The sequence below is a fragment of the Streptosporangium sp. NPDC050855 genome (genome assembly GCF_044456585.1).
GTDB lineage: Bacteria > Actinomycetota > Actinomycetes > Streptosporangiales > Streptosporangiaceae > Streptosporangium > Streptosporangium longisporum.
The window spans coordinates 22,539-38,627 of record NZ_JBITFY010000037.1; the positions used below are offsets into that span (position 1 = coordinate 22,539).

A 16,089-nucleotide genomic window follows, 5' to 3' on the forward strand; every position below is an offset into this window, starting at 1 on the left:
GGCGGACGGCGTGATGAAGATGAAGAACGCCGTCACGCGCTGTAGCGCGTGCAGTAGTTGCTGAGGGTTCGCGCGAGGTCGTTCCACGCCTCCTCGTCGCCCTGCGCGGCCCGGTGGCGGGCGATCTTGCGGGCCTCGTCCCACCACAGCTCGGCGATCCCCCGAGGCCCGCGGTCGGCCACCAGCTGTCGGCGGTTCTCGGCGTGCTGGCGCTGGTTGTAGGCGCGCCGCTCCGCGCTGGTCATCGGCCGGTTCATGCCGGTCGCCGCCGGTTCGAGCGGCCCTCCCGGGTAGCGAGATCCAGGAAGTCCCCGTCCAGCGGCGGTGCCGCCGCCCGGGGCCCCGCCGGCCGCGGCTGAGCCGGGCGGTCGACGGGGCCCCGCGGGAGCGACGGAGCACGCCGGGCCTGAGCAGCGGCCTGGCGAGCGGCGGGAATCTCGTGGCGGCCGCGCCGGTAGCGGGCCTCCAGAGCGTGCGTCTTCTCCGCCGCCTTCTCGATGAGCTGCTGGATCTCGTCGAACGGCGCGCACACCCACTGGTGGCGCCACCATGCCTCGAAGGTGCCATACCCCTCGGGCGGGTTCTCCTTCCACATCGCCTCGGCATCTCGCCTGACGCGGTTGATGAACCCGGCCTGATCCGACAGGACTCCCCGCAGCTGAGCCGCGAACGCGGCCATCATCTCCGGGTCACGCAGCATGTCCCCGGACCACTGCGGCCCGGGTGAAGGCGGTCTGGTCATGAACACTTCTCCTTACGGTCGGTGTGGCGCCCGGGGATCGTCCCGGTCGTGACTGCGTCCGGCAGTCGCAGCGAGGGCCAGTCCGCTTCGGCGGGCTGGCCTTCACTGGTGGTGCTGGCCTACGCGGGGACCTTGTCGGCCTCCTGGCCGCGGTTCTCGGCCTCCTGGTTACGGACCTTTGAGACCCAGCCGATCGACCAGCCGGTCATGTCGGCGAGGTCTCGCACGCTCGCGCCGGGGGTGTTCACGATGAGGTTGCGGGCGTCGTCCTCCGGGAGCCGGGGCGCCGCGATCGCCTTCACCGTCGGCGCCCGGCGGGTGTTCACCGAGGCGCTGCGAGAGGCGTTCAAGGCCGGGCGTTCGCGGCGTTCACGGGCTGCCGCTTCGGCCCGTTCACGGGCCTCACGCTCGACCCGTTCACGCTCCTGGCGCTCCTGGTGTTCACGCTCCTCCCGCTCGGCCCGCTCACGCTCCTCACGCTCGCGCCGTTCACGCTCCTGGCGCTCACGCTCCTGGCGCGCCCGGGCCTCACTCTCGGCCCGCTCCCGGCGCTCCATCTCCTGCTGGCGCTCCTGGCGCTCGGCCTCCTCCCTGCGCAGGGCGAGCTCGGTCTCTCGCTGCTCGCGGAGCATCTGCGCCTCGTGCTCGCGCCGCTGCTGCTCCAGCTTGGCGGCGTGCTCGCGGGCTTCACGCTCGCGCCGCTCTTGTGCCTCCTGGAGGCGTTCACGCTCCAGGCGCTCGCGCTCCTCACGCTCACGCTGCTGGTGTTCACGCGCCTCGCGCTCCTGGCGTTCATGTACACGCCTGCGCTCGGCCTCGGCCTCCTGTTCACGCTCGATCCGATCGAGCGCTTTGGCGATGGCCCGGCGGTAGGCCAGGCCCGCCTCGGCGGTCACGATCAGCAGCAGCGGCGCGACCGCGTGAACGGCGACCCCGGCGGGGTTCTGCTTCCACAGGCTGTCGCCGACGTTGAGCCCCAGCGTGAACAGTCCGGTGAGCCAGCGCAGCACGACCGGCCATGGCCCGCCGTGTCCGCCGAGCCGCGACACCGCCGAGTCCAGCCGGATCACGATGACCACGGCCGCGTCGACGACGATCGGCAGGATCGGCGCGGTCCAGTCCCAGCCGTCCGGGGTGACCCGCTGAACGAGTGGCGTCACGGTCAGCACGCTGAACAGCACGGCGCCGGCGGTGATGGCCCACGTCCCGGCGCTCAGCGTCCGCTCGGCGGCCACGATCTGCTTCTGAGACAGGGGGATCTTCAACTCGCCTCCCTCCAGCGCGAGAACCAGCCCCGGCGCGGCGGCTGGGTGCGGATCGCGTCGGCCAGCTCCCGCACCGCGGCGCCGACATCGGCCACCTCGGTTCGGACGTCGGCAATGGAGTTGGTCACGTCGTCCAGGTCCACCGGCCGCGCGAGCAAGGCGATGGTGCCGGTCAGCTCGCGCACCGCCTGGGCGATGACGACCAGGTCCTCGCGCCGGGGCGAGAGGTTGGCCAGGTCTTCGCGGAGCTTGGCCAGCTCCGCGCTGACGGCCAGGGTCGCGTGTCCGGCGCCGAGCTGGGCGTCGCGCAGTGCGTGGACCGCCTCGAAGTAGTTCAGGTTTCCGCTGTAGCCGGTGGGCCAGCAGTCCCTCGCCTCAGCGGCGGTCAGGAAGGTCCGCGACTGATCGGCGGGCGTCGGCAGCGTCTCAAAGCTGCTCACCGGGCCAGCGCCTGGCCGGTCTCGCTGTTCGTAGGTCGTCATCCCGCCTCCTTGTCCTTCGTGAAAAGCGCGGTGGTGGTGGTGCCGGTTCGGTCGATCTCGTCGGCCAGCGTGGTGATGAGGGCCAGGCCCCGGCCCGACTCCTCGGCCGGGCGGCGGGGCCGGGGCACCTGGGGCGAGCCCTGGTCGACGACGGCCAGGGCGACGGCGCCGGGTCGGCCGGGCGGGTCCAGGTCGACCAGGACGTCGAAGGTGCCGCCGATCTCGCCGGACGCGCTGTGCAGGATCGCGTTGGAGGCCAGCTCCGAGACGCACAGCACGATGTCGGCGGCGCACGGCAGGCCGTCGACCAGATCGGCGACGAACCGGCGGGCCGCGGCCACCGTCTCCGTCCGGCCGGGGAAGTTTCCCCGGTGGACGGTCATGGCGCTCATGGCGTGGCCCGGCGGGGCAGGAGCGCGGCCGCCGACTGCGCCAGCAGCACCACCGGCCGGGCTCCGGTCGGCGGCATCTGCCCGCAGGCGGCGAGCGCGTGCCGCACGTGGATCAGCGGGTCGCTCTCACCGAGGTCGGCGCTGGCGACGCTCGCGCGGGCTGCGGCCAGCAGCTGCGCGTGCTCGGCGGCGATGAGCAGAAGGTCCTCGTGGCTGAGGGCGGCGGTCTTGGGGAGGGTCAGGATCATGACGCACCTGCCAGGAACGCCACGATCGCGTCGGCCTGGACGAGCAGCGTCTCGTCGCCGGGCACGGCTAGGCGGACCCACCCGTCGTCGGGGTGGCGGGCCTGTTCGGCCTGCGCGGCGAGCAGGGCCTTGGGGGTCTGCCAGGTGATGACCGACCCGTAGGAGGTCGGGACTTGGACGACCACCATCCGCGGGTTGCCCGGGGCGGCGGCCAGGGTGCCGGTGCGGGAGCGCCAGCCATGCATCTCCCACAGCCGGATCTCGGTCCGGCGGGTCTGCTCGGCGGCCAGGAGCTGGGTGACCTCGCGGTCCCAGTCGATCCACTCGTGCTCGTCGTTGGCGGCCACGACCCGGTAGGAGCGGGCCACGAACGCGGTCACCTGGTCGCGCGGGATGAACACCTCGAACCGGGTGCCCAGGGCGTCGGACCTGAACGCGATCAGGACCCAGTCGTCATCGCCGACCGGGCCGATCCGTACGTCTCCCGGCCCGACGGGCTCTCGCAGGCCGGCGGCCAGCAGGTCGCGGCTGAAGGTCTTGGCGGTGATCTCGTCATGGCCCTGGAAGACCAGCGTCACCGCGTAGGGGTCGATCGCCGGGGTGTAGGTCAGCGTCCCGGTCATCGGCACGTCGGGGCGGCGCTTGTTGAGCAGCAGCACCTCGGCGGTCACGGTCTTCATCGGGTCGCCCCCGCTCTGGCGAGAAGGACGCGGCGGACGCGGTTCTTCTTCTCCAGCCGGTAGAGCAGGTCGACGAAGGCCTTGTACTCCGGGCAGGTCGGGGCGTTGTTGCGGTATCGGGTCTTCGCCCTGCTGATCAGCCGGGCCAGCCTGCGCTGCTGCAGGCGTCGCATGTCGGCGGGGCCGACCTTGTCCAGATGCGTAGGCCGCTGATGCGCAGCGACCGGGGCGCGTGACACCATGGGAAGTCCTTTCGTGACACCGGAGGGATCGGGATCCGCCTCGCCGGGCGGGTTCCTGCAGTTCAAGAGGCGCGCCCCTGGCAGGGGGCGCGCCTTTGAACGTTCTGGGGTCGTGCGCCGCCCGAAGGCGGAAGTCCCACCCCACGGGTGTGCGGGGCGGTGGATCTGGGGTCAGCCGGGCGGCGTAGACACGCCCGTGAGGCCGGAGTAGTCACGGCTACCGCCCCAATGTTCTGTCCTCTGTGGAGTTCTCAAAAAGCGTGTCCGTACGGCTCCCAGCGGGGCGGTCATCTTGCGGCGTTTCCTGCTGGGTTTACCGGGCGTTGGTGCTGGTAGCGTCGCGCTAACCGGTGGTTAACTGGCTACGTAAGGGACACTAGGCGACGCCTCATGTTGAGTCAAGTGCCACTTGATAAATTTGCTAAGGGGTGGTTAGTTTGGTCCGGACGGCAGGTCACGGCATTCCCTGGAGTGACAGGAGCGAGAGGTGGTGACACATGTACGAGAGTGAGATCGAGCGCATCCGTGAGATCAGCGACCCCCTGGAGAGGTCGAAGGCTGCGGGAGAGGCTCAGGTCACGGTCAAAGCGATCGAGGCGGAGTTCTCGCGCATCCGCCGTGAGGCCTTAGAGGAGTTGATCCGTAGCGGCGTCAAGCAAGCCGACATCGCGCGCCAGCTCGGCATCACGACTGCCCGCATGAGTCAGCTTGTGAAGTCTGGGCCGTCGCCTGAACGCGCGTTCTTCGGCGCCACGACCGCACCCGTCAACGTCGCGGTCGCCGAGAAGCGTGAGAACAAGTCGGTGAACCCTGGTCCTGTGGTGTCGAGCTTCGACATGAGGGCGTACGACAAGTTGCGCTGCCTGGTTGAGGACTTGGGGTTGAAGTCGACCTTTGAGGAGGTCAAACCTCCGGGCAATGTGCGGTTGAACCGTGACGGCCTGGTCCTGATCTGCGGCCCTCGCCACTCACCGCTTATCGCGCAAGTCCTGGAATCAGACGACAAGCTGGCATTCGACAAGGACGACGAGGGGTGGCACCTCGTGGACCGCGAGGCCGGCGCCGTCTACCGGTCGCTCGACGGTGACGACGTAGGCGAGGACATCGCGTACTTCGGCCGTTTGCCCCGGCCTGACGGCAAGGGTCACTTCCTGTACATCGCCGGGATTCACGCGGCGGGCGCGGCCGGGGTTGTTCACTACCTGAGCACCGAGTTGGCGAGCCTGTACCGGGAGGTGCGGATGCGCCGGTTCTCCATGCTCATTTCATGCCGATATGACTCGGACACGCGCGAGATCATTTCCAGTGAGCGCATCACCCCGATTTACCGGCACGAAGGATAACGTGATCATCGCATTTGAGACCTTGGGCGGCTCGGCAGAGCGGCCGAATGAGGACTGGGTCGTTGCAGGCCCCGCCACCGTGATCGTCTTGGACGGGGTCACCGCACCCCGCGTAGTCACGCCTGGTTGCCACCATTCGGTCACGTGGTTCACGCAGAACCTTGGTGGGCGGCTCTTGATGCTGCTTGCCGAGGACAACGACATGGGCAAGGCGCTCGGTGATGCCATCGACCAGGTGGCCGACCTTCACCGGGACACCTGCGACCTAGCTAGCCCTGGAATTCCGGCGGCAGCCGTCGCAATGCTCCGCAAGGTCGGCAACGACCTGGAGTGGCTAGTCCTCGCTGACACCGCGATCGTCCTGGACACCGACGACGGTCTCCGAGTCACATCTGACAACCGCGTGGAACAGGCCGCCCCCGATGCGCTGGCCCGCACGCGACAGGAAGCCATCGGCACCCCTGAACATCAGGCAGCCGTCGCGCGGATGTCCGTCGAGCAACTGAAGAAGAGAAACGTCTCCGGTGGTTACTGGGTGGCGGCCGCGGATCGGGAGGCCGCCGACAACGCCCTCACCGGAAGAGTCCCCGCCACGCAGGTGCGGAGAGTCGCGATCTTTACCGACGGCGCTTCCCGGGCCGTCGACACATTCGGCGAGATGGACTGGGCTACATGCCTGGACTACCTCCAGGAGCACGGCCCCCGCGGCCTGATCCAGCATGTCCGCCGGATCGAAGACGGCGACCCCGAGGGGCTGAAGTGGCCCCGGTTCAAGAAGTCGGACGACGCGACGGTAGCGGTGATCGAGATATAGAACCCTCAAGCTCCAAGAATCGGATCGAGACTCAAGGAATCGCGTCCCGCCACACCCCCTGAAGGAGGACCTACAGAATCTCTCATAACGCAACCGGCGGCTCTGGAGCCCCCAGGCTAGGGGCACCAGAACCGCCGGTCCATCAGCTCAACCCGCCAGTCGCCAAACTCACCGGGTTGAGCTTCTCACCACAACGAAAGGTCAGCACGTGGCTCACCTCGCCCCTACGGTAGCTCAGCCGTGGGACACCGCACATCTTGACAACGATGGGCACGACCTCTGCCGGTTCCCGGCTCTTGCCCCGTTGCTCACAGGGGGTGCTCGGGTCGAACCGAGACGTAAACCCCTGGCGGCCGATAGACAACGCCGCATGACGCACCACAGCCACGCTGACCAGTCCAGATATGAGAAGGACCGGGAGTGCCAGCCCCCGGTCCCCAAGCTCTTTCGCGCGCCCAGCACAGAAAGAACCATCTCGCCCATGAGCGTACCCACCTCTGTTGAAACCGTCATGCTCGGCATGGCTCGCCCCAGAAAACTTGACAAGCCCCGGGCGGTCCGGAAGGCATGGGAGGCGGGTGCTCGATGAGCCTCTACCCGATCCTCTGGGCCGCCGAGCATGCCCCGGTCCGCGACGCCGAGGAGCGTGCCATCCTCAGCGCCCTGGTGCTCAAGGGCGACTTCGACGGCTCCAACTGCTACCGGTCGTACCCCACTCTCGCCAGGATTGCCCGAGTCGATCCGAAGACGGCAGGCAATAAGTGTCGCGCCATGGAGAAGCGCGGCATCCTGCGCAGGCAGACCGGCCCTATGCCTGAGGGGTGGAAGAAGCTCCCCAAAGACAAGAGGCCCGTCGTATGGGAGGTCATGATCCCTGCGAGCTTCTGGAGCGCCGTCCAGCTTGCGGAGATCAACGAACAGCGCGCGGAGCGCGGCCGGCCGCCGATCACCGCGCACATCCGGCCCAACATCCCTGAGGCCCCACCGAAGGCGACTCGCTCCGACAAAGGGCAGGCGCGGCCTGAGCGGCGCAAGAAGCGGGGGGACTCACAGTCCCCTCGCTCTGAAGCAAGCGGGGGGACTGTGAGTCCCCTCGCGGGGGGAATGACAGTCCCCTCGCGGGAGGACTGTGAGTCCCACAACCTTCTGATTGGACCCTCCGACCCCCCCTCCCCCCCCTCCCCCCCGAGCGGACTCACGCTTCCCGAGTCACAAACGCCTCTCCGCAACGAGGAGGGGGAGGAGATTTTCGGAACTCCAACCCCAACGCCAGCGCCGTCTGCTGTCGCTGAGACCCCTGTGCTCGAGGGGCGACGCGCGGCGGCGGTCGAACTGGTGATGTCGCTGCCGTGGCAGCATCAGCCCAGCACAGTCCAGCGCAAGCGCCTGATCGACCTCGTGGATACGGCATGGACTGCAGGGTGGACCTCTGAGGCTTTGCGCGCCGAGCTGGTCGCCGAGCTCAACGGGGTGCGGTCGCTGTATGCGGTGTGGGCATCGCGCCTGCGGGACCTGCCCCCACCTCGCGTCGGTGAGACTAGAAGTGCGCCGGCCCTCCCGCCCAGGTGCGATGACCCCCGTCATGACCCGTACGCCCATCACCGGCTGCTGATCGATCCAGACACCGACCGCCCCGGCCGCAAGTGCCCGAATTGTCACCCCGACTTCATCAGCGCCAAAGGAGGCCCGCGTTGAACGCCCGGCAGGTCTTCCCAGACAGCGGCGCTGAACAGGTCAGCGATCCTCAGGCCCCGCGCAACGACGTTCTCGCCGAGCAGTCGGTACTGGGCTCGATCATGCTCGCGCCGAAGGCCCTCGATGACGTGCTCGGCTTGATCCGCAGCGCGGACTTCTATCGGCCGTCCCACCAGACGATCTACGAGACGATTCTCGATCTGTCGCGGCGGGGTGAGCCGTACGACCCGGTGACTGTCGTGGCCGCCCTGGCGGACAAGAAGCTGCTCGACAGGGTGGGTGGCGCCTCCTACCTGCACACGCTGACGTCGGTGGTTCCCACCGTCGCCAACGCCACGTACTACGCGAAAATCGTTCATAAACTCGCGAAAGTCCGGTCTCTGGTCACCGCGGGGACGAGCCTGGTCCGGATGGGCATGGACGGAGACCCGGACCTGATCGACGACTACCTGTCCACGGCCCATGCCCTGCTGGTCTCCCACCACGAGAACGGGGCCGACCCGCCGACCTTCGACGAGGCGGTCCTGGAGTTCCTCGACGAGCTGGAGAACGGCGCCGCCCAGACCGCGAGGATCCCCGCGCCGTACAAGGACCTCGACGCGCTACTGGACGGCTTCCACGCCGGTCAGCTCATCGTGATCGGCGCCAGACCCTCGGTCGGCAAGTCGGTCGTCGCCACCGACATCGCCCGCGAGGCCGCGATCAAGCACGGCGCTCCGGTGTTCTTCGCGTCGCTGGAGATGAGCCGCATGGAGATGGTCAAGCGGATCGTGTCTGCCGAGGCGAGAGTGCCGATGCACCTGCTGCGCAAGGACCGCATGACCGAAGGCGACTGGGCCAAGGTCGTCAGGATGGTCGAACGAACCTCCGGGGCGCCTCTCATCATCGACCAGTCGCCGAACGTCACGCTGACCTCGATCCGCGCGTCGCTGCGGCGTATGCAACACCGCACCGACGTGGCGGCCGCTCGGATGCTGGTGGTGGATTACCTGCAGCTGCTCACCACGACCTCCAGGGCGGAGAACCGGCAGGTGCAGGTATCAGAGCTGTCGCGGGGGCTCAAACTGATCGCGAAGGAGTTCGAGATCCCGGTGGTCATGCTCTCGCAGCTCAACCGCAACCCCGAGCAGCGTCAGGACAAGAGGCCGGCCGTGTCCGATCTGAGGGAAAGCGGTGCGCTCGAGCAAGATGCTGACGTGGTGCTGCTGCTGCATCGAGAAGACGTTCACGACAAGGAGACCCCCCGCGCCGGGGAGATGGACATCATCGTCGGTAAGAACCGCAACGGGCCGACCGCCACGATCTCGGCGGCCTTCCAGGGGCACTACGCCAGCGTCGTCGACATGGCCCCCGACTGAGAGTCCTCAGAGAATCTCAGTTCACCCGCTGTGGCCGACTTCGCCCGGGCGGTCGGTGAGGCATGAGGGGCGCCTAGATCACCCCAGGCGATCACGTGGGCCCGTCCGGTACCGTCCCCGGGCCCGTGGCCGTTCGGGGCTCTCCATGGCTCTCAGGGCCGCGCGAGGGCATTCGGTGGCGTGGTCGACGTGAGACGGCGTAGTGGTCTTTACATCGTAAAGCATGCCGCAATGCAGAGCATGAGGTAGAACGCGGACCCTCTGGGAAGTGGCTGAAAGGCTGACCGCGAGGAGAGCCCGGCGCGGGGCGGGCGGGGGCCATAGCTTCTGGGAGGCTGCCTTCCCGCTACCTATATGGCCTCTGACCTGGGAAAACACCAACCCCCGATAAGGAACGTTATCGGAGGTTGCGACGCTCTGACCTGGTGAAACGTCCTGCTGACTTTCGATAAGTGAGCTTAACGTGAGTTGTCGATCTCTTCCGGGAATGTCGATTCTCAGAAGTGATCCGCTGGGCCTCCTCGCCCCGGCCTGGAGTTGGCCGACGCTTGCCGCCGGCGCCGTCTCCGTCGATCGCGGTGGTCTTGTCCGCCCACCGCGCACCGGACAGGTCGACTTCGGCCGAGGGTGCTTCCGGCAGGCCGGGATGATCTTGCCCGAACCTTCCGTCTCGCTCCGAATCGGCATCCTCGGCGTGGGAGGTTCCAAGGGACGGTGAAGCTGGCCAAAGTGGCTGGTCATGAGCTTCGACGAAGATCCGAACAGCTCTTCTTTCATCGGGGTCCTGCCGGCCCAGGGGTGGTTTCTGCGCACCCATGTGGGCGAGGACTTCTTCGACGTGCCCGTGGTCGGGTTCGCCGTTCGGGCGAACGGCACTGCGGAGGTCCTGACGTGTAAATCGAACGGACTGATCAGCGTCAACGAGTCGGCGGACGGTGAAAAGGTCCGTTTGAATCCACCCGGTGGCTGCCAGGCCGGCCCCGAGGGAGTCGGCGTCGAGAGGCTGAGCGAGCGTTCCCCTCTGCCCAGCTTGGTCCGTTTTCTCCCAGGGGCCGGTCCTGACAAGGCGGTGCGATCGTGCGTTGTTCGGGTGGAAGACGGTCTCATCGTGGAGGTCGGTTTTCTCAGGGCGCCCGTGCTGTTGGACGTCGACGGAGAGCGGCAGCTCTTGGTCTTCCCCGACGCCATCGGTGCTGGGTACTGCACTGCCAGAGCTGGTACGGGGCGGCGATGCCGCAACTTCGCCTGGGAGCACGGGCAGGTGACGTACTGGGTGCCGGTGCTGATCGGTGATCGCCTTGTGGAGGCGTATGGGCCGCTTCCCCCGGAAGCCGTAGAGACGTACTTGGAGCAGCGCTGTCCGCATCATCGTGGTCCGTGCGTTGCCGTCTTCTGCGACCCGGAGTGGGAGCCGTTCGACCTCGAACGGCACTACGCCCTGACGTACGACCTCGACGCCCCTCGCGCTCCCCTGCCCCTCCCGGAATGAACGAGTGCGCCCTCTCGCCCCCGGCCCGGAGTGTGGCCGGCGCTTGCCGCCGGTCAAGTCCGCTCCCTCGCTGAGGCTCGGTCGGCGGACTGGACAGTCGGCCGCGCGCCGGCCGGGAAGGCCGCGGGGGACGAGCCGGGAGGGGTGAGGAAGACCAGCGGGCGGGGTCGGCCGCTGGGCCCTTTTTCGTGCTGCGCAAGTTAGTGGAAAAGACCACCTTACGGACGGACGGCGCCGACGAGGAGCGCCAGAAGACCCGGCTTTCAGCGGCGCCCGGGACGTTCGTCGAGGCGGTCGAAAATGCCGTTCTGCGCGGAGCAAGTTAGTAGATAAACCGGAGTTACCGCCCCGCGGGCGAGATCGGCCCCTACCGGGCGCGGTGCGCCGATCGCGGCGGGCGGGCGCCGGAGAGGGGATCGACGAGGAGCGCCAGGAGGCCGAGGAGCCCCGGCCGGACCGACGCCACGACGCGATCGACAGCCACCACAACGACCAGAAGATCACGCAGGAATCAGCAGCCGGCGCTACACAGCGCAGACCACAAAGAGCGACACACGGCACCAAAAATCACAAGTAGTCGAAGAAGTGACACAGGGCGCATTCATCATCAACGCACACAGCAGGATCATCAACAGTGCTAAGGCATCGTCATTTCATGACGATGCGTAACGGAACATAAGCACACAGATTGGAAGCGGTGCTAAGGTATCGTCACTTCGTGACAATAAGCGAACAATCAACTACCTGGCGCTAATGGCGGGGTGGGCGCACAATGGCCTCCCCTTCCCCCTGTGACAGAGGTGAGCTTCATGGCCGATCAGCCCTACCCCGCAAAGCAGACCCAGCAGTGCCCCACCTGCCAGGCCGGGCCCGGCCCCGACAACAGCCTGGTGCTCATGGGCGGCTCCAAGGCCATCACGGAGATCTGGCACGCCCCCGACTGCGCCGAGCACCTGGAATGGCAGCGGCAGATCGAGATCAGCGCCAAGCAGGTGCGCCGCGAGGACGAGTGGGCGGCCACGGCCTTCCCGGCCGGCTATGCCCGTCTGCAGGAGGCACTGCGGGCGCTGCCGGCCGAGCAGCGGGAGAGTCCGTTCGTCGCCGCACTGGCCGAGCTGGTCGGGCTCCAGGCGATCCGCCAAGCTTCCGGTGGGGGGTTCGTCGTCCTGCCCGAATGGGCCAAGATTCTCGACCGGCACTTCCCGCCGGGGCGGCCATAATCGACCCGCTCCCCTCACGTGCGGGCACGAATCGGCTTTGTGCCCGTGGCTCACCGCCGCAGAGCTTTCAGCAGGTCTGTGCGTGAGACGCTCCCCGCGGGTGGGCTCTTGGCCCAGAGGGGGCGGCGTTCACCAGGCCGAGGCGGAGGGAAGGTGCATCTGTAGCCGGACGCGGGAGCCTGCGTCGATGTGGTCAATGGTGAACTCATCGCACAGACGGTTCATCAGCCACAGCCCGAGCCCGCGGGGCACACCCGCGGCGGGGGGCCGGCGGGGGGCGTGCTCGGGGCGCAGGCGTCCGGCGGTGTCGATGATGTCGACGATCAACACCTGGGCGTCGTATCGAACGATCACGGTGCCGGTCGCATCGCCGTGCTCCAGCACGTTGACGATGGCTTCGTTGGCGGCCAGTACTAGGTCGATACGTCGCGTCCCGACCAGCCCGGCCCGGTCGGCGTGGTGGTACAGGTGCCGGCGTAAACCGACCAGATCCTTGCTGATCGGCCAGCGGTAATACGGCTGCTGGGCGTGCACACCTCGTTCCTTCCGGTGAACGCTGTCTGTGGCTTCACCGGGGGGCTACCGACGCGCCTATCAGAACCAGACCACTGATGATGAACGACACAAGGGTAGTTACCCGCCTGAGACGGCGTAATCGTCGCCAATCGCCAGAGCCGCACCGGGGAGCCGCGTGCGAGGGACGGGTTTGATCTGCCGCACCGAGATGATGCCCCTTTACGAAGAAGAGGTGGAGGCGCGCAGCAGGGCCAGGGCGTCGGCGCGAGTGGGCTGGAGGGTGAAGTAGGAACTCAGCCCGGTCATCGCGAAAGTCCGCTCCAGCTGAGGGGTCAGATCGCTCAAGATGGTGATGCCGCCGCGGTCGATAATCACGGTGCGCAAGTCGAGGAAGATCCTGAGGCCGGTGGAGTCGCAGAAGGTCACAGCCCCCACGTCCAGCACCAGATGGCGATGGCCGCCCTCCAGCAGCTCCAGGACCCGATAGCGCAGGTGCTCGGCGGTGGTGTAGTCCAGCTCACCACCCAACACCACGATCAGGACGTCGGGCAGGGTGGGATCGAGGTAGAAGTCGAGCTGAACGGCAGAGGTCATCGCAAGGCCTTCGGTGAAGGAGCAGGAACGGCAGACCCGTGAAACCAGGCCGGTGATGTCGTTGATCAGGCGTCGCCAGGGCCTTGGGGAGGCGGTGTCGCGGCCGGGGCCGGCTCCGGAGCCGGCCTTGTCCTCTCGGGAAGAAGGAGGTGTGACTCATCCGGTCGCAGGGCGTGCACCGCCTCGGGCAGTGTCAGGCGAGTCTCGAAGTGATCGACCATGCGGGTCAGCTCGAACAGGCGGCGCGCACGCCCCTGCGGAGCAAGGACCACGACCAGGCGCCCGCGGCGTTGCTGGACCTTCTGGCGGATCTCCACCATGGCGCCCACTCCGGCCGAGGCGATGAACGTCACCTGGGTCAGGTCGACGACCAGCAACACCTCTTCGAAGGTGAGCAGCGCCTCATCGAGGCTTTCCGCCACGGCCGGGACCGTCACCGCGTCCAGCTCACCGATGACACGCAGCACCCGCACCGGCCCCACCCGCCAGCTCTGCACCTGCGGAACGTTCCGATCACCTGGCACGACGCCACCTCCCTGCGGTCGCGTACTGCGCCAGCAACACCATTGTTCCGGGTCTCGCATGGAGCGTCCATTTCGCGCGCACCCCTGAGGGAGGTAATTGCCCCGCGCGCAGAAGGCGCACGGCGCGCTTCCCTTGGCCGCTCTCCCCGCTCAGGTCACGCTCGTCTTCGGCGGCCACCACCACGGCCACGAGGTCACCCCCGGGCGGTTCTCCTGGAGAGCGGGGAGTTTTGAGAGTTTTGAGAGCCATCTACGCGCGGGCGCGCGAGCTGTCATCGGTTGTGTCGGTATGGGCTGCTTAGCTGGAGATCATGACGGACGCTCCCGGCCTGCACGAGGCACTGGCCGCGCTCGCGGCGGCGGCGCGCTCGGCGTATGCGGACGCCAACCTGCGGGTGCGCTCCAGCGGGATCGTGCACGCGGTCGCGATGACCCGATGGCTGGGCGGAGAGCGGATGCCCGGCCCGGCCTGCATGGTCGGCGTCAGCGGCTGGGACCCCGGCGCGACCCACCCCGATCGGGGCCCGGTCACCTGCCAGCGTCGTAGGTGATCTGTCCCCGCCCGGGGGCGGGGTCGTTTCGCTGGGAAGGGGAGGCCGGTGGTCGACGTCGAGGACGCCTCACCGCCCGAGCCTCGCCCCGGAGGCGGACGGGGCGGGCGCCGCCAGCTGGGAACTGCGAACGGTCGTGCTCGCCGAGACCGTGGCTGTTCGCGCGGCTGAGCTGGCTTGTCGCGCCCGTGAGCACGTCCGGGTGGCCGATGAGCTGGCAACGCGCCGCCGCTGAGAGGAAAATACGACCCGTGTCATAGAAAGGGGCAAAAGCCCCTTTGTTCTGGAGGGTTTCGCGAGATGTGATCGAATGCATATCTCGATAGCATAAATGAGCCCTGACCAGGGGTTAATCCTAGATCATTAGGGCCGGATGGCCTTCTATGCTAATGATGGCTTTGTTTTCATGGCGTGGTCGCAGTAGGTTCTCCGACGCCACACACAAGCAGTCAGCCCACCGCTCCGATCGGTTGTCTCGATCGGGATCGATCGGCCGGCGCCTTGGTCGATCCCTTGACCTATCGGGCTCCGGAGGGGGTGACGGATGACCGCCGGTGGGTGGCGTCTGAAAGAAGTTCACAGACGGGTTGCGGTCTGTGGGGCATGGATGCGCGAACGGGCTCGGCTCTGCCGGAAGAAAGGCCTTAAGTTCATCAGCTCCGCGCGTCGGACCGCACCGGTGTGGGGACCGCTCGCACTGCGGGCAGGCCACTTCCTGTGGGAGTGGTGGAACAACAGCGAGCCCAAGTAGATGATCATCTACCTGAGCTCGCGGTAGCGAGACGGGCTCTGCTTCTGGTTGGCCGCCGGGGCAGAGCCTTTCGCTTGCGCAGCGTGATGTTGCCGAGCAACATCTCGGGGACGCGTCGTGGAACTTATCCTCGAATCGAGCAGGTTGCAAAGACGTAAGGGCAGCCGACGGTAACGGGATCATGCGGCTTGCGTATGGTAAAACGCCTCTGACCAGGGAAAACTTTCTTCTCGGCCCGTCAGTTCGTGATTCGGTTCACTACTCTTTTGCTATAACGCACCGTTACTCAGAGTGACGATAGTGACTCTGAGTGCCTTGCGCTCAGTATGGATCATGGATGGACCGACCGCCCCGACGAGCTTCTGGCACGGCCCGCTGCACGCAACGACCAACGCTTTCGCGGTGGCTGGCTTCCGCCTCAACCACGGGGGCGGCCGGAGTACGCCAGAAACACACCGCGCCCTCATCCCCTTGCCACCGCGCGGTCGTCCACGTCCACGGACGATCGCTCGCGCGTCTGCACGGCGGCCGCGGTCGCGATGACCCGGTGGCTGGGCGGGGAGCGGATGCCCGGCCCGGCCTGCATGGTCGGCGTCAGCGGCTGGGACCCCGGCGCCACCCACCCCGACCGGGGCCCGGTCACCTGCCAGCGCTGCCTGAGGCTGACCACCCCCGGCGAGGCCGATCCCGGCCGCGGTGAGCAGCTGGAGCTGTTCGGGATCTGAGCCCGGAACCCGGGGCCGGCGGATCGTGTGCTCCTGCGCGCCTAGGCGCGTACCTAGGCGGGTACCCGCGCGGGACGGTAGCGCGGCGGCCGCGGCCGCGCACGAGCGGCGCGCCAGACCGGTCGACCCGAGACGGAGTTTTGAGAGTTTTTGGAGCCATCTGCGCGCGGGCGCGCAAGACGGCTCCGGGACGGGGCGGATCGCCGAGCCGGGCACGGGTCCCGGCGGCCGGGGAGCCGGTGGGGGCGATGCGTCAGCCGAGGATCGGCACGATTGATTCAGGCGCCGCGCCTGTCGGATGTACCGGCTCGTGGGCGTTGCCGTGCCATTCCACCAGCACGACCGTGCCATCGTCCTGGAGACGATCGTCGTGGTGGTTCAGCAGGCTGCGCACCAGGCGGCGCAGGGTCTCGGGCGCCGGCAGGCCGTCTGCGGTGTGGCGGATGATGAAGTCGACG

19 protein-coding genes and 1 pseudogene are annotated in these 16,089 nt (G+C 67.6%); 8 read left to right on the forward strand and 12 right to left on the reverse strand.

Translation table 11 applies throughout. The annotated features are described in order from the left end of the window. Positions 1-32 precede the first annotated feature (32 nt). The 8 genes from ACIBCT_RS39070 to ACIBCT_RS39105 form a co-directional block, all read right to left on the reverse strand. Entirely contained in the window at positions 33-245 is a 213-nt protein-coding gene (locus ACIBCT_RS39070) for a hypothetical protein (RefSeq protein ID WP_399197087.1), read from the reverse strand. Between the two features lie 8 nt (positions 246-253). Next, complete coding sequence (locus ACIBCT_RS39075) at positions 254-742, reverse strand: hypothetical protein (protein WP_399197088.1); 489 nt, start codon at positions 740-742, stop codon at positions 254-256. Positions 743-861: 119 nt separating this feature from the next. After that, on the reverse strand, positions 862-2,007 hold the full coding sequence (locus ACIBCT_RS39080) for a hypothetical protein (RefSeq protein WP_399197089.1): 1,146 nt from the start codon (positions 2,005-2,007) through the stop codon (positions 862-864). Next, positions 2,004-2,489 (reverse strand): hypothetical protein, encoded by a 486-nt coding sequence (locus tag ACIBCT_RS39085; RefSeq protein WP_399197090.1) that lies wholly within the window; start codon positions 2,487-2,489, stop codon positions 2,004-2,006. The genes ACIBCT_RS39080 and ACIBCT_RS39085 overlap by 4 nt, the downstream gene beginning before the upstream one ends. After that, positions 2,486-2,881 (reverse strand): ATP-binding protein, encoded by a 396-nt coding sequence (locus tag ACIBCT_RS39090; protein WP_399197091.1) that lies wholly within the window; start codon positions 2,879-2,881, stop codon positions 2,486-2,488. Before ACIBCT_RS39090 ends, ACIBCT_RS39085 begins: the two co-directional genes overlap by 4 nt. Further along, positions 2,878-3,129, reverse strand: a complete 252-nt coding sequence (locus ACIBCT_RS39095; protein ID WP_399197092.1) for a hypothetical protein — start codon at positions 3,127-3,129, stop codon at positions 2,878-2,880. The genes ACIBCT_RS39090 and ACIBCT_RS39095 overlap by 4 nt, the downstream gene beginning before the upstream one ends. Then, positions 3,126-3,809 (reverse strand): SsgA family sporulation/cell division regulator, encoded by a 684-nt coding sequence (locus ACIBCT_RS39100; RefSeq protein ID WP_399197093.1) that lies wholly within the window; start codon positions 3,807-3,809, stop codon positions 3,126-3,128. Before ACIBCT_RS39100 ends, ACIBCT_RS39095 begins: the two co-directional genes overlap by 4 nt. Beyond that, positions 3,806-4,051, reverse strand: a complete 246-nt coding sequence (locus tag ACIBCT_RS39105) for a hypothetical protein (protein ID WP_399197094.1) — start codon at positions 4,049-4,051, stop codon at positions 3,806-3,808. The genes ACIBCT_RS39100 and ACIBCT_RS39105 overlap by 4 nt, the downstream gene beginning before the upstream one ends. 497 nt (positions 4,052-4,548) lie before the next feature. Here ACIBCT_RS39105 and ACIBCT_RS39110 point away from each other — a divergent pair, with 497 nt between their 5' ends. The 6 genes from ACIBCT_RS39110 (at position 4,549) to ACIBCT_RS39135 (ending at position 11,970) form a co-directional block, all read left to right on the forward strand. Beyond that, the gene (locus ACIBCT_RS39110) at positions 4,549-5,394 is read left to right on the forward strand and encodes a hypothetical protein (protein WP_399197095.1); all 846 of its coding nucleotides are present in this window, start codon (positions 4,549-4,551) and stop codon (positions 5,392-5,394) included. Between the two features lies 1 nt (position 5,395). After that, positions 5,396-6,208, forward strand: coding sequence for a protein phosphatase 2C domain-containing protein (locus tag ACIBCT_RS39115; RefSeq protein WP_399197096.1), 813 nt, complete (start codon positions 5,396-5,398; stop codon positions 6,206-6,208). Between the two features lie 1,299 nt (positions 6,209-7,507). After that, the gene (locus ACIBCT_RS39120) at positions 7,508-7,903 is read left to right on the forward strand and encodes a hypothetical protein (RefSeq protein WP_399197098.1); all 396 of its coding nucleotides are present in this window, start codon (positions 7,508-7,510) and stop codon (positions 7,901-7,903) included. Further along, the gene (dnaB, locus tag ACIBCT_RS39125) at positions 7,900-9,261 is read left to right on the forward strand and encodes a replicative DNA helicase (protein ID WP_399197099.1); all 1,362 of its coding nucleotides are present in this window, start codon (positions 7,900-7,902) and stop codon (positions 9,259-9,261) included. Before ACIBCT_RS39120 ends, dnaB begins: the two co-directional genes overlap by 4 nt. A gap of 739 nt (positions 9,262-10,000) precedes the next feature. Beyond that, complete coding sequence (locus ACIBCT_RS39130) at positions 10,001-10,750, forward strand: hypothetical protein (RefSeq protein ID WP_399197100.1); 750 nt, start codon at positions 10,001-10,003, stop codon at positions 10,748-10,750. Positions 10,751-11,559: 809 nt separating this feature from the next. Beyond that, positions 11,560-11,970, forward strand: coding sequence for a hypothetical protein (locus tag ACIBCT_RS39135; protein ID WP_399197101.1), 411 nt, complete (start codon positions 11,560-11,562; stop codon positions 11,968-11,970). Positions 11,971-12,099: 129 nt separating this feature from the next. Here the strand turns inward: ACIBCT_RS39135 and ACIBCT_RS39140 are convergent, their stop codons facing one another. The 3 genes from ACIBCT_RS39140 to ACIBCT_RS39150 form a co-directional block, all read right to left on the reverse strand. Further along, positions 12,100-12,504: an ATP-binding protein gene (locus tag ACIBCT_RS39140; protein ID WP_399197102.1), complete on the reverse strand. Its 405-nt coding sequence runs from the start codon at positions 12,502-12,504 to the stop codon at positions 12,100-12,102. A gap of 201 nt (positions 12,505-12,705) precedes the next feature. Continuing rightward, the gene (locus tag ACIBCT_RS39145) at positions 12,706-13,080 is read right to left on the reverse strand and encodes an STAS domain-containing protein (protein WP_399197103.1); all 375 of its coding nucleotides are present in this window, start codon (positions 13,078-13,080) and stop codon (positions 12,706-12,708) included. A gap of 65 nt (positions 13,081-13,145) precedes the next feature. After that, positions 13,146-13,604, reverse strand: coding sequence for an STAS domain-containing protein (locus tag ACIBCT_RS39150; RefSeq protein ID WP_399197104.1), 459 nt, complete (start codon positions 13,602-13,604; stop codon positions 13,146-13,148). Between the two features lie 311 nt (positions 13,605-13,915). Between ACIBCT_RS39150 and ACIBCT_RS39155 the strand changes: the two genes are divergently transcribed. After that, entirely contained in the window at positions 13,916-14,155 is a 240-nt protein-coding gene (locus ACIBCT_RS39155; protein ID WP_399197105.1) for a hypothetical protein, read from the forward strand. A gap of 1,290 nt (positions 14,156-15,445) precedes the next feature. Continuing rightward, positions 15,446-15,631 carry a hypothetical protein gene (locus tag ACIBCT_RS39160; RefSeq protein WP_399197106.1) on the forward strand — a complete coding sequence of 62 codons (186 nt, stop codon included), beginning with the start codon at positions 15,446-15,448 and terminating at the stop codon, positions 15,629-15,631. Positions 15,632-15,884: 253 nt separating this feature from the next. Here ACIBCT_RS39160 and ACIBCT_RS39165 read toward each other — a convergent pair. Then, a pseudogene (locus tag ACIBCT_RS39165) lies at positions 15,885-16,089 on the reverse strand (hypothetical protein); the annotation flags it as partial.